The sequence below is a fragment of the Lichenibacterium ramalinae genome (assembly GCF_004137085.1).
GTDB classification, from domain to species: Bacteria; Pseudomonadota; Alphaproteobacteria; order Rhizobiales; family Beijerinckiaceae; genus Lichenihabitans; species Lichenihabitans ramalinae.
The window spans coordinates 24,423-36,637 of sequence record NZ_QYBC01000001.1; the positions used below are offsets into that span (position 1 = coordinate 24,423).

Consider the following 12,215-nt stretch of genomic DNA (forward strand, 5'->3'; position numbering starts at 1 on the left):
GAGTGAGTTCGCCGACGGCGGAAGCGCTTCCGTCCCGTCATCGGACTTGGCCGGATGGACCGATGCTGATCATCAAGGACGTGAGCCGCCGTTTCGGCACCAAGACCGCCGTGGACGACGTCTCGCTCGAGATCCCCCAGGGCAGCTTCGTCGGCATCGTGGGCCGCTCGGGCGCCGGAAAGTCCACGCTGCTGCGCATGGTCAACCGCCTCGTCGAGCCCAGCACGGGCTCGATCAGCTTCGGCGGGCTCGACGTCACGGCGCTGCGCGGCAGGGGCCTGCGCGAGTGGCGGGCCCGCTGCGCCATGATCTTCCAGCAGTTCAACCTCGTCGGCCAGCTCGACGTGCTCAACAACGTGCTGGTCGGGCGGCTCAGCGAGATGCCGACGGCGCGCTCTCTGCTCAGGCTGTGGCGGCCGGCCGACGTCGCCGTGGCGCTGTCGGCGCTGGAACAGTTCGACATCGCCGCCCTCGCGTCGCAGCGCGCCGACAGCCTGTCGGGCGGCCAGCAGCAGCGCGTCGCCATCGCCCGCGCCCTCGTGCAGCGGCCGAGCCTGATCCTCGCCGACGAGCCGATCGCCTCGCTCGACCCGCGCAACACCCGCATCGTCATGGACGCCCTGCAGCGCATCAACCGCCACTACGGGATCACGGTGCTGTGCAACCTGCACTCGCTCGACCTCGCCCGCGGCTATTGCGACAGGCTCGTCGGCATGGCGGGCGGGCGCGTCGCCTTCGACGGCCCCGCGGCGGCCTTCACGCCCGCGGCGGCGCGGGACCTCTACGGCATGGAAGCCGACGAGGTGCTCGACGTCGCCCCGCCCCGCACCCCCGTCGACACTTTCCGGGCCGCCGCCCTCGCCTGACGGGCCGACCCCTTCCCTCGATCCATCAACGGAGCACTCGATGCTGACCCGCCGCCACGTCCTCGGCACCGCCCTCGCGGCCGCCGCCACGGCCCCCTTCGCTTCCGCCGCCCGCGCCGCCGACGACTGGCGGACGCAGTTCCCCGAGATCGTCTTCGCCGTCGTGCCGGCCGAGAACGCGTCCGGCGTCACCGACCGCTACGCGCCCTTCGTCGAATACCTGTCGAAGCAGCTCGGCGTGAAGGTGACGCTGCGCATCGCCAACGACTATGCGGCCCTGATCGAGGGCCAGCGTGCCGGCAACATCCAGGTCGCCTATTACGGCCCGGCCTCCTTCGCCCGCGCGCTGGTCACGGGCGTGAAGGTCACGGCCTTCGCCATCGACGTCAACAACGACGGCTCGAAGGGCTACTACTCGGTCTTCTACGTCCTGGCCGATTCGCCCTACAAGACCGTCGAGGACCTCAAGGGCAAGGCGCTCGGCCTCGTCGACCCGAACTCGACCTCGGGCTACAACATGCCGCTGTTCGCCCTGAACAAGATGGGCATCGACCCCAAGACCTTCTTCTCCAACGTCGTGCTCACCGGCAGCCACGAGAACGCCGTCATCGCGCTCAGCAGCGGGCAGGTGCAGGCGGCCGCGAATTTCTGGATGGCACCGGGCGATTCCAACCTCACCCGCATGCTTAACAAGGGCATGCTGAAGAAGCCCGACGGCTCGCCCATGAAGGAGAGCGATTTCCGCATCGTGCTGAAGTCGGATCTCATCATCAACGACCCGACCGCCTATCTCGACGCCCTGCCCGAGGACATGAAGGCCGCCATCCGCCAAGCCTTCTTCGACTCCGCCGCCAAGGCGCCGGAAGCCTTCGCCAAGCTCAGCGACGGCAAGAACAAGCCCTTCGCACCCACGACCAACGCCGACTACGACGACACCATCAAGCTCATCAAGTTCGTCGACAACCTCAAGAAGAAGGGCTGACCCGCCCATGACCCCCGGGCGCGACGCCCCGGCGTCGCCCTCCGCCGTGGTGCTCCTGCCGGACGACCGGCTGGGAGCACTGCGGCGCGGCTACGATGCCGTCGGAAACCGCCGCCGGCTCAAGCTGCTGGCGGGCCTCGCCGTGCTGGTCCTGCTCGCCGGGGTCTCGGCGCGCATCGCCGAGATCGACCCCGTCACCATGTGGCTGAAGTTCGGCGGCTTCACGAGCTACTTCGACCGGCTGGCGACGCTGGACAGCGGCGCCCGCGTGTGGACCGACCCCGTCGAGTGGTTCTGGGGCCTCAAGAAATGGTCGCTGCTGCTCGGCCAGACCCTGCTGATGGCCTATGTCGGCACGCTTTGGGGAGCGGTCTTCGCCGCCGTGCTGTGTTTCGCGGCGAGCCGCACCACCCGCCGCGACGGCCGGGTCCGCTTCGCCGCGCTGCGCTTCCTCGAATTCTGCCGCACCGTCCCGGTGCTGGTCTTCGCGCTGATCTTCGTCGTGGCCTTCGGCCTCGGGGCCCTGCCGGGCGTGCTGGCGCTCGCCGTCCACACGGCTGGCTCGCTCGGCAAGCTCTTCACCGAGGTGGTGGAGAATGCCGACGGCAACCCCGCCGAGGGCGTGCGGGCCTCGGGCGGCAGCGGCATCCAGGCGATCCGCTTCGGCGTCCTGCCGCAGGTCCTGTCGAGCTTCGCCTCCTACACGCTGCTCCGCTTCGAGATCAACCTGCGCGACGCGACCGTGATGGGCTTCGTCGGCGCGGGCGGCATCGGCGAGGAGCTGCTGGTCGCCATCCGGCGCTTCTACTACAGCGACGTCAGCGCCATGCTGGTGCTCATCGTGCTCACGGTCGTCGCGCTCGACCTCATGACCGAGCGCCTGCGCGGCCGGCTGTTCCCGGGAGAGGCGCGGTGAAGGGGCTCGACCTCACGGCCGAGGAGGTCGCCGGCCTCGCGGCGCGCCATCCGGCGCTGATGCGCCCCGCGCTGCGCGACCGCGTCGGCGGCCCGATCCTCGCCCTGGCGCTGCTCGGCCTCTTCGTCTTCGGCCTGTGGGACCTCGACATCTCGCCGGCGCGTCTCGCCGGCGGGACGGTGACGCTGGTGCGGTTCCTGGCCCTGATGGTCCCGCCGGACCCGCTCGGCCACGCGGTGCTGTTCGTCCAGGCGCTCGGCGAGACGCTGGCGATCTCGCTGCTCGGCACGCTGACGGCGGCCGTGCTGGCCTTCCCGGCGGGGCTCGTCGCGTCCCGCAACGTCGTGGCGAACCCGGTGATCCATCACGTCGCCCGCCGCATCTTCGACGTGATCCGCTCCATCGACGTGCTGGTCTGGGCGCTGGTGTGGATCGGGGTCGTCGGGCTCGGCCCCTTCGCGGGCGTCCTCGCCATCGCGTGTTCGGACTTCGGCGCCCTCGGCAAGCTCTTCTCCGAGACCGTGGAGACCACGGGCCACCGCGCCCGCGAGGGCGTGCGGGCCGCCGGCGGCGGGGCCATCGACGAGGTGCGCTTCGGCCTGCTGCCGCAGGTGCTGCCGGTGATCGCCGGCCAGGCCCTCTACTTCTTCGAATCCAACGTGCGCGCCGCCGCCATCATCGGCATCGTCGGCGCGGGCGGCATCGGCCTCCACCTCTACGAGGCGATCCGCACGCTGGAATGGCGGGAAGTGTCGTTCCTGGTGCTCATGGTCCTGGTGTCGGTGGCGCTGATCGACACGGTGTCGTCCCGCCTGCGCGCCGCCATGCGGGGGTGAGGGGTCGGGATCGGTTCCGCTCGTCGGCAGGTCGACACCCGCCCCCGCTCAGGACCGGAAGACGAGTTCGGTCCGGTCGGCGTGGAACCGCGTCACCAGGGCCTGGACCGGGCGGCCCGACAGGTCGACGTTGACGGCCCGCGCCACCAGCACCAGCCCGTCCGCCGAGGACGACAGGTGTTCGGCATCGGCGGCGGAAAGGCGCTCGGCCGTCACCCGGGTCTCGCGCCGACGGTAGTCGGCGAGGCCCTCGCGCCGCAGGGCCTCGGTCACCGAGCCCGTTTCGACCAGGGCGGCGACGAGGCCGGGGAAGCGGGCGGCCGGGTACCACGCCGTGGCCACCGACAGCGGCACGCCGTCGGCTTCCCGAATCGACTCCACCCGATGCAGGTCCGTCCCCGGCGCGCAGTCGAGAAGCGCTGCCGTCTCGGCATCGGCCGGCACGATGGCGGCGCGCAGCATCCGCCCGCCGGGCCGGCGCGCCTGCGCCAGCAGGTTTTCGCTGAACCGGGTGCGGGGACCGATTTCGTAGGCGAGGCGAGGCGCCCCGCCGCTGACGAAGGTTCCGCGCCCGCGCTCCGCCCGCACCAGACCGTCGGCCGCCAGGGCCGCGATGGCCCGCCGCACGGTGTGGCGGTTCACGCCGAACCGTTCGGCCAGTTCGGCCTCCGGCGGCAGGCGATCGGCCACGGTGCCGTCGCCGATGGCGGCCCGGATGCCATCTGCCACGCGCCGCCACCGCGTCACCCCGTCGCCGACAGCATCCATCCCGCCCAGGCTCCAAAGCCGCGCCGGCGTCATGATCCGGTCACGCTTTGCGATGTAGAACAGCACAGACATATCCGGTTGTCTAGACAATTAGACAAGCGAGGGCGCGATGATCGACGAGATGGAAACTGAGGGGCGGCGGCGGGCCATGGGCGCCCTCGCCTGCATGCCGGCAGGGCTTCTCGCCCAACGGTACGCCGAGGTCACGGCCTCGGCCCCGCCCGCCCTGGCGGTGCGCGGCCCCGAGGTCGGCCTGGTGATGCTGCGGGGCCGCGCCGGGGGCGGCGGTGCCCCCTTCAACCTCGGCGAGGCCAGCGTGGTGCGGGCCACCGTCAGGCTCGGTTCCGGCGAGGTGGGCCATGCCGTGATCCTCGGGCGCGACACCGGCCGCGCCCGCATGGCGGCCCATCTCGACGCGCTCTGGCAGTGCCCGGACTGGCGGGTCCGCATCGAGGCCGAGGTCGTCGCGCCCGGCCTCGCCGCCGAGGACGAGGCGGTGCTGGACCGGGCCGAGGAGACGGAGGCGACGCGCGTCGACTTCTTCACGCTGGTGCGGGGGGAGGACTGATGGGTGCCTTCGCCACCACCGCCCTCGCCACGGCGGCCGTCGCGGGCGGCTTCGCCGACCCGGTCTTCGACGCCCAGGCCGTCTTCCGCCTGCTGATGGGCGCCATGGCCGAGCCCGGCACGGTCGCGGATCTCGGCGCCCGTGTCGCCGCGCCCGCCCCGCTGGTGCCGGCGGCCGCCGCTCTGCTGGCGGCGCTGGCCGACGGCGATACGCCGGTGTGGATGGCCGATCCGGCGGGCGCCGGCGAGGCCGCGGCCCGCTGGCTGCGCTTCCAGACCGGCGCGCCCATCACGGAGGACCGGGCGGCGGCGACGTTCGCTCTCCTGCCCGAGCGCCACGACCCGGTGGGCTGGGCCTCCTTCCCGCGCGGCACCTCCGACTATCCGGACCGCTCGGCGACGCTGCTGCTGCCGGTGCGGGACTTCGCGGGCGGGGACGGCCTCGTCCTCGCCGGACCCGGCATCGCGGCGGAGCGGCGCGTCGCCCCCGCGGGCCTGCCGGAGGGCTTCGCCGCCGCCCTGGCGGCCAACCGCGCCGGCTTCCCGCTCGGCGTCGACATCGTCCTCGTCTGCGGCACGGCGGTCCTCGCCCTGCCGCGCTCGACGCGCGTCCGGGAGGGCTGAGCCCATGTATGTGGCCGTGAAGGGCGGGGAAGCCGCCATCGCCAACGCCCACCGGCTCCTGGCCGACCGCCGCCGCGGCGACCGGGACGTGCCGGCCCTGACGCTGGAGCAGATCGCCGGGCAGCTGTCGCTCGCCGTCGACCGCGTCATGGCGGAAGGCTCGCTCTACGACCCGGACCTCGCCGCCCTGGCGGTGCGCCAGGCCCGGGGCGACCTCATCGAGGCCATCTTCCTGCTGCGCGCCTATCGCACCACCCTGCCGCGCTTCGGCTATGCGGCGCCGGTCGACACGGGCCGCATGCGCATCGAGCGCCGCGTGTCGGCCACCTACAAGGACCTGCCGGGCGGGCAGCTGCTCGGCCCGACCTTCGACTACACCCACCGGCTGCTCGACCCGGCCCTCGCCGGCGACGCCCCGGTCGAGGCGCCCGAGCGGCGGGCGCTCGCCGCCGTCGAGGACTGCCCGCGGGTGATCGACATCCTCGACCGCGAGGGCCTGATCGAAGGCGACGGAGACCCCGCGGGCGAGCCGGGGGACCTGACCCGCGACCCCGTCTCCTACCCGGTCGGGCGCGACCTCCGCCTCCAGGCGCTGGCGCGGGCCGACGAGGGCTTCACCCTGGCGCTCGGCTATTCGACGCAGCGCGGCTACGGCCGCGTCCACCCCTTCGTGGGCGAGGTCCGCATCGGGCTCGTCGACGTCGAGGTCGAGATCCCCGACCTCGGCTTCACGGTCCGCATCGGCGCCGTGCGGCTCACGGAATGCCAGATGGTGGCGCAGTTCAAGGGCAGCGCCGAGGAGCCGGCGCGCTTCACCCGCGGCTACGGCCTCGTCTTCGGCCAGTCCGAGCGCAAGGCCATGGCGATGAGCCTCGTCGACCGGGCGCTCAGGGCCGACGAGTTCGGCGAGGAGCGCCGCGCCCCCGCCCAGGACGAGGAATTCGTGCTCGAACACGGCGACAACGTCCAGGCGACGGGCTTCGTCGAGCACCTGAAGCTGCCCCATTACGTCGATTTCCAGGCCGAGCTCGACCTCGTCCGGCGCCTGCGCGCCGAGGCCGGGCAGCGCCGGGCCGAGCGCGGGGAGGAAACGCGATGAGGACGACGGCTATGACGGCGGCGGCGACCCCCGGCCCCGCCTATAACTTCGCCTATCTCGACGAGGGCACGAAGCGGATGATCCGCCGGGCCATCCTCAAGGGCATCGCGGTGCCGGGCTACCAGGTGCCCTTCGCGTCGCGCGAGATGCCCATGCCCTACGGCTGGGGCACGGGCGGCGTGCAGGTGACGGCCGCGATCCTCGGGCCGGCGGACGTGCTGAAGGTGATCGACCAGGGCGCCGACGACACCACCAACGCGGTGTCGATCCGGGCGTTCTTCCGCAAGACCGCCGGGATCGCCACCACGACCCGCACGGTCGAGGCGACGATCGTGCAGACCCGCCACCGCATCCCCGAGACGCCGCTCGCGGCGGGCCAGATCATCGTCTACCAGGTGCCCATCCCCGAGCCGCTGCGCTTCCTCGAGCCGCGCGAGACCGAGACCCGAACCATGCATGCGCTCGAAGAATACGGCCTCATGCACGTCAAGCTCTACGAGGACATCGCCCGCCACGGCCATATCGCCACCACCTACGCCTATCCCGTGAAGGTCGAGGGCCGCTACGTGATGGATCCCTCGCCCCTGCCGAAGTTCGACAATCCCAAGATGCACCGCTCCCCGGCCCTGCAGCTCTTCGGCGCCGGCCGCGAGAAGCGCATCTACGCGCTGCCGCCCTACACGGACGTCAGGAGCCTCGACTTCGAGGACCATCCCTTCACCGTGCAAAGCTTCACCGAGCCCTGCGCGGTCTGCGGGGCGCGGAACGTCTACCTCGACGAGGTCGTCACCGACGACCGGGGCGGGCGCATGTTCGTCTGCTCCGACACCGACCATTGCGGGACGCGCCGGGCGGAGGCGACGCCATGAACGCCGACGCCACCTTCCCCGGCGCCGCCAGCCCCGACGCGGCCGACCCCATCCTGTCGGTGCGCGGGCTCGAGAAGCGCTACGGCGAGCGGATCGGCTGCACGGACGTGTCCTTCGACCTGTGGCCCGGCGAAGTCCTGGCCATCGTCGGAGAGTCCGGCTCGGGCAAGACCACGCTGCTCAACTGCATCTCGGCCCGCCGCGCCCCCTCGGCCGGCACGGTCTCGTACCGCATGCGCGACGGCGTCACGCGCGACCTCGCGGCGCTGGGCGAGGCGGAGCGGCGCGTGCTGATGCGGACCGACTGGGGCTTCGTGCACCAGAACCCCATCGACGGGCTGCGCATGCGGGTTTCGGCCGGCGCCAACGTCGGGGAACGGCTCATGGCGGTCGGCGACCGCAACTACGGCCGCATCCGCGCCACCGCGGCGGACTGGCTGGCCCGCGTCGAGATCCCGGCCGACCGCATCGACGACCAGCCGACGGCCTTCTCGGGCGGCATGCGCCAGCGCCTGCAGATCGCCCGCAACCTCGTCACCCACCCGCGCCTCGTCTTCATGGACGAGCCGACCGGGGGGCTCGACGTGTCGGTGCAGGCGCGGGTGCTCGACCTCCTGCGCGGCCTCGTGGCCGATCTCGGCCTCGCCGTCGTCATCGTCACCCACGACCTCGCGGTGGCGCGTCTGCTGTCGCAGCGCATCGTCGTGATGAAGGACGGCACCGTGGTGGAGGAAGGGCTGACCGACCGCGTCCTCGACGACCCGCGCCATCCCTACACCCAGCTCCTCGTCGCCTCGATCCCGGAGTCCTGAGGATGAACGCCCCCCTCCTCGACGTCCGCAGCGTCGCCAAGGCCTTCCGCATGCACCTGCGCGGCGGGCTCGAACTGCCCGTGGTGCGCGACGTGTCCTTCGCGGTGGCGCCGGGCGAATGCGTGGTGCTGGGCGGCCCCTCGGGGGTCGGCAAGTCGTCGATCCTGCGCATGGTCTACGGCAACTACGGCGTCGACGCCGGCGCCATCCTGGTGCGGGAGCGCGAAACCGGCGCGCTGCGCGACCTCGGCGCCGGCGACCCGCGCGCCGTGATCGGGCTGCGGCGCGGCTCCATCGCCTATGTGAGCCAGTTCCTGCGCGCCGTGCCGCGCGTCCCGGCGCTCGACGTCGTGGCGGAGCCGCTGCTGGGCCGCGGCATCGCCCGGGCCGAGGCGCAGGCGCGCGCCGCCGCCATGCTGCACCGGCTGAACCTGCCCGCGGCGCTGCACGGGCTGCCGCCCGCCACCTTCTCGGGCGGTGAGAAGCAGCGCGTCAACATCGCCCGCGGCTTCCTCACCGACCACCCGGTGCTGCTCCTCGACGAGCCCACCGCCTCCCTCGACGCCGAGAACCGCGACGTCGTCGTGGCGATGATCCGCGAGAAGCTGGACGGCGGCACCGCCATCCTCGGCATCTTCCACGACGAGGGCGTGCGCGACCGGGTCGCGACCCGCATCGTCGACGTCGCGTCCTTCTCGGCGGGCCGGGGTCGGCCTGTCGCCGACACCCGCGAAGCTCGGCACGCGAGCCCGTGAACAGGCTCGAGGAGACCGCATGATGCCCAAGCTCAAACCCGACGTGCCGTCGATCCACCCCACCGCCACGGTGGAGGGCTGCTCCTTCGGCCGCTACACGGAGGTCGAGGCCGGCTCCAGGCTGTCCGAGACGACGCTCGGCGACTATTCCTACGTCATGCAGGACTGCATGATCTGGTGCGCCCGCATCGGCAAGTTCGCCAACATCGCGGCCTCGGTCCGCATCAACGCCACCAACCACCCGATCGAGCGGGCGACGCTGCACCACTTCACCTATCGGGCCGGCGACTATTTCGAGGGCGAGGCGAACGAGGCGGACTTCTTCGCCGCACGCCGCGCCAAGGCCGTCACGGTCGGCCACGACACGTGGATCGGTCATGGCGCCACCGTGCTGCCGGGCGTCACGGTGGGGGATGGCGCCGTCGTGGGGGCGGGCGCGGTCGTGACGCGCGACGTCGCCCCCTACACGGTCGTGGGCGGGGTGCCGGCGAAGCTCATCCGCGAGCGCTTTCCCGCCGCCGTCGCCGACAGGTTCCGGCGCCTCGCCTGGTGGGACTGGCCGCACGAGGCGCTGTTCGCGGCCCTGCAGGATTTCCGCAGCCTCGACGCGGAAGCCTTCCTCGACCGCTACGAGGGGGACCGCTGATGCGCGCCGCCGTCTATGCCACGCCGGCTCCCGAGAGCCCGCTGAACCGCCTCGCCGCCGCCTGGCTGGGCCGCGACGCCTTCTCGGGGCGGCCGACCCGGCCGGCGGACCCGGCGCGCGACCCGCTCGTCGCCGAGCCGGCCCGCTACGGCTTCCACGCGACCCTGCGGGCGCCCTTCACGCCGAAGCCCGGCACGGATCTCGGCACCCTGGTCGACCGGCTCGGAGCCTTCTGCGCCGGGCGGTCCGCGCCGGTCATCGGCAGCCTCGTGCTGGCGCGGCTCGGCGACTTCTTCGCCCTGGTGCCGGCCGTGCCCGAGCCCGGCATCGCGGAACTCGAAGGCGACGTGCTGGAGGCCTTCGAGCCCTACCGGGCGGAACTCCGCCCCGAGGAGGTCGCCCGCCGCCGGCCCGAGCGGCTGACCGAACGCCAGCGGGACCATCTGGAGCGCTGGGGCTACCCCTTCGTCCGCGAGGACTTCCGCTTCCACATGACGCTGACCGGCCCGGTGCCGGGCCCGGCCGACGCGCTGCGGGCCGACATCGAGGCGCAGTTCGGCGCCGTGCTGGGGCGGCCGCTGCCGCTCGACGGCCTGGGGCTCTTCGTCGAGCCCACGCCCGGCGCGCCCTTCCGCGTGCACAGCTTCCACCCCTTCAGGGCCATCGCGCCCATCCAGCCGGCAGGGACGCCATGAGCCAACAGGTCGTCGATCAGGAAGTGTTCGGCCAAGAGATTGCCGGCCGACAGGTCTTCCGCAACGCCCGCATCGTGCTCGGCGACGAGGTGGTGCACGGCAGCCTCGCCATCACGGACGGCCGCATCGCCGACATCGTCCCAGGTGCCGCCGCGGCCGGCGAGGATTTCGGCGGCGATTTCCTCCTCCCCGGCCTCGTCGAGCTCCACACCGACCACATCGAGGGCCACTACCTGCCGCGACCCAAGGTGCGCTGGAACATGATGGCGGCGCTCCAGGCCCACGACGCGCAGGTGGCGGCCTCGGGCATCACCACCGTGCTCGACGCGCTGCGGGTCGGCATGGACGAGGACGCGCTCCTCACCTCGGCCGACATGCTGGCCATGGCCGACACCATCGCAGCGGGCGCGCGCGGCGGGCGGCTGCGGGCCGACCACCACATCCACCTGCGCTGCGAAGTCTCGGCCCCCGACGTCCTCGACCATTTCGAGACCTTCGCCGAGAACCCGCTGGTGCGGCTGGTGTCGCTGATGGACCATGCGCCGGGGCAGCGGCAGTTCGTCGACCTCGACACCTACCGCTCCTACTACCAGCGCAAGATGAACCTCACCGATGCCGCGTTCCGCACCTTCTGCGACCGCCGCATCGCCCAGTCCGAGACCCATGCCGGGCCGAACCGCCGCGCCATCGCCGAGGTGTGCCGGGGCGCCGGCATCAGCATCGCGTCCCACGACGACGCGACGCTGGCCCATGTCGACGAGGCGCTGGAGCTCGGCGTGGCGCTGGCCGAATTCCCCACCACGGTCGCGGCGGCACAGGCCTCGCACGCGGCCGGCCTGCTCGTGCTGATGGGGGCGCCCAACATCGTGCGCGGCGGCTCCCATTCGGGCAACGTGTCGGCGGCGGACCTGCTGGGACGCGGGCTGCTCGACGTCCTGTCCTCCGACTACGTGCCCTTCAGCCTGCTGCAGTCGGTCTTCGCCCTGGTGGAAGCCGGCACGCTCGACCTGCCCGCCGCCGTGCGGCTCGCCTCCGCCAACCCGGCAGCGGCGGCCCAGCTCAACGACCGCGGCGCCATCGCGCCGGGGCTCCGGGCCGACCTCGTCCGCGTGCGGGCCGAGCCGGGCCTGCCCCCGCTGGTGGCGGGCGTGTGGCGGGAGGGGCGGCGTGTCGCCTGAGCGCGCCCGCGGCGCGCTCGTCGCCGTGGTGGGGCCGAGCGGCGCCGGCAAGGACACGCTGATGATCCGGGCTGCCGCCCACCCGGCGCTCGACCCCGGCATCGGCTTCGCCCGCCGCGTCGTCACCCGGCAGGCGCTGGTGGCCTCCGAGGACCACGACAGCCTCGACGAGGCAGGCTTCGCCCGGGCCGAGGCCGAGGGGGCCTTCGCGCTGGTCTGGGCCGCGCATGGGCTGCGCTACGGCCTGCCGGTGGCGGTGCGCCGCGAGATCCTGGCGGGGCGGACCGTCGTGGCGAACCTGTCGCGGCGCTCGCTCGCCGAGGCCGCGGCGGCGTTCGGCACGCTGCATGTGGTCGAGGTCACGGCGGATCCGGCCGTCCTCCTGGCCCGGCTCTCGGCCCGGGGCCGCGAGCCCGAGGCGACGATCCGCGACCGCCTCGCCCGGCAGGTCGCCACCGCCGTGCCGCCCGAGGCCGCTGGCCACCTCCGCGTCGACAATTCCGGCGACGTCGCGGCCGCGACGGACCGGCTGGTGGACTACCTCAACGGGCTCGGGAGCTGACGCCGGCGGGTGGTGGCGGCCCTCCAAGGGGACGCCGAGC

At 72.9% G+C, this 12,215-nt stretch carries 15 protein-coding genes; 14 read left to right on the forward strand and 1 reads right to left on the reverse strand.

Going from position 1 to position 12,215, the window contains the following annotated elements; all coding sequences use genetic code 11:
• The first annotated feature begins 62 nt into the window (after positions 1-62).
• The 4 genes from phnC to phnE (D3272_RS00125) are packed head-to-tail and all read left to right on the forward strand — an operon-like array spanning position 63 to position 3,600.
• Positions 63-866 (forward strand): phosphonate ABC transporter ATP-binding protein, encoded by an 804-nt coding sequence (gene phnC / locus D3272_RS00110; RefSeq protein WP_129217048.1) that lies wholly within the window; start codon positions 63-65, stop codon positions 864-866.
• Between the two features lie 40 nt (positions 867-906).
• Entirely contained in the window at positions 907-1,848 is a 942-nt protein-coding gene (gene phnD / locus D3272_RS00115; protein ID WP_129217049.1) for a phosphonate ABC transporter substrate-binding protein, read from the forward strand.
• A gap of 7 nt (positions 1,849-1,855) precedes the next feature.
• The gene (gene phnE / locus D3272_RS00120) at positions 1,856-2,764 is read left to right on the forward strand and encodes a phosphonate ABC transporter, permease protein PhnE (RefSeq protein WP_129217050.1); all 909 of its coding nucleotides are present in this window, start codon (positions 1,856-1,858) and stop codon (positions 2,762-2,764) included.
• Between the two features lie 59 nt (positions 2,765-2,823).
• On the forward strand, positions 2,824-3,600 hold the full coding sequence (gene phnE / locus D3272_RS00125; protein WP_129217428.1) for a phosphonate ABC transporter, permease protein PhnE: 777 nt from the start codon (positions 2,824-2,826) through the stop codon (positions 3,598-3,600).
• A gap of 48 nt (positions 3,601-3,648) precedes the next feature.
• On the opposite strand, the gene phnF is transcribed toward phnE (D3272_RS00125), so the two are convergent.
• Positions 3,649-4,434: a phosphonate metabolism transcriptional regulator PhnF gene (phnF, locus tag D3272_RS00130; RefSeq protein WP_245496295.1), complete on the reverse strand. Its 786-nt coding sequence runs from the start codon at positions 4,432-4,434 to the stop codon at positions 3,649-3,651.
• A 43-nt stretch (positions 4,435-4,477) separates the two neighbouring features.
• Here phnF and phnG point away from each other — a divergent pair, with 43 nt between their 5' ends.
• Genes phnG through phnN form a run of 10 tightly spaced genes read left to right on the forward strand, consistent with a single transcriptional unit; the run spans position 4,478 to position 12,175 of the window.
• The gene (gene phnG, locus D3272_RS00135; protein ID WP_245496296.1) at positions 4,478-4,936 is read left to right on the forward strand and encodes a phosphonate C-P lyase system protein PhnG; all 459 of its coding nucleotides are present in this window, start codon (positions 4,478-4,480) and stop codon (positions 4,934-4,936) included.
• Positions 4,936-5,559, forward strand: a complete 624-nt coding sequence (gene phnH / locus D3272_RS00140) for a phosphonate C-P lyase system protein PhnH (protein WP_129217051.1) — start codon at positions 4,936-4,938, stop codon at positions 5,557-5,559. Before phnG ends, phnH begins: the two co-directional genes overlap by 1 nt.
• A 4-nt stretch (positions 5,560-5,563) precedes the next feature.
• Positions 5,564-6,658 carry a carbon-phosphorus lyase complex subunit gene (locus D3272_RS00145; protein ID WP_129217052.1) on the forward strand — a complete coding sequence of 365 codons (1,095 nt, stop codon included), beginning with the start codon at positions 5,564-5,566 and terminating at the stop codon, positions 6,656-6,658.
• Positions 6,659-6,669: 11 nt separating this feature from the next.
• Positions 6,670-7,527: an alpha-D-ribose 1-methylphosphonate 5-phosphate C-P-lyase PhnJ gene (locus D3272_RS00150; RefSeq protein ID WP_129217431.1), complete on the forward strand. Its 858-nt coding sequence runs from the start codon at positions 6,670-6,672 to the stop codon at positions 7,525-7,527.
• Complete coding sequence (phnK, locus tag D3272_RS00155) at positions 7,524-8,339, forward strand: phosphonate C-P lyase system protein PhnK (protein ID WP_129217053.1); 816 nt, start codon at positions 7,524-7,526, stop codon at positions 8,337-8,339. Before D3272_RS00150 ends, phnK begins: the two co-directional genes overlap by 4 nt.
• 2 nt (positions 8,340-8,341) lie before the next feature.
• Positions 8,342-9,094 carry a phosphonate C-P lyase system protein PhnL gene (gene phnL, locus D3272_RS00160; protein ID WP_129217054.1) on the forward strand — a complete coding sequence of 251 codons (753 nt, stop codon included), beginning with the start codon at positions 8,342-8,344 and terminating at the stop codon, positions 9,092-9,094.
• Positions 9,095-9,116: 22 nt separating this feature from the next.
• Positions 9,117-9,740 carry a DapH/DapD/GlmU-related protein gene (locus tag D3272_RS00165; RefSeq protein WP_129217432.1) on the forward strand — a complete coding sequence of 208 codons (624 nt, stop codon included), beginning with the start codon at positions 9,117-9,119 and terminating at the stop codon, positions 9,738-9,740.
• Positions 9,740-10,435: a DUF1045 domain-containing protein gene (locus D3272_RS00170; RefSeq protein ID WP_129217055.1), complete on the forward strand. Its 696-nt coding sequence runs from the start codon at positions 9,740-9,742 to the stop codon at positions 10,433-10,435. The genes D3272_RS00165 and D3272_RS00170 overlap by 1 nt, the downstream gene beginning before the upstream one ends.
• Before the next feature lie 38 nt (positions 10,436-10,473).
• The gene (locus D3272_RS00175; RefSeq protein ID WP_207210100.1) at positions 10,474-11,613 is read left to right on the forward strand and encodes an alpha-D-ribose 1-methylphosphonate 5-triphosphate diphosphatase; all 1,140 of its coding nucleotides are present in this window, start codon (positions 10,474-10,476) and stop codon (positions 11,611-11,613) included.
• Complete coding sequence (gene phnN, locus D3272_RS00180; RefSeq protein WP_129217057.1) at positions 11,603-12,175, forward strand: phosphonate metabolism protein/1,5-bisphosphokinase (PRPP-forming) PhnN; 573 nt, start codon at positions 11,603-11,605, stop codon at positions 12,173-12,175. The genes D3272_RS00175 and phnN overlap by 11 nt, the downstream gene beginning before the upstream one ends.
• Positions 12,176-12,215: the final 40 nt, after the last annotated feature.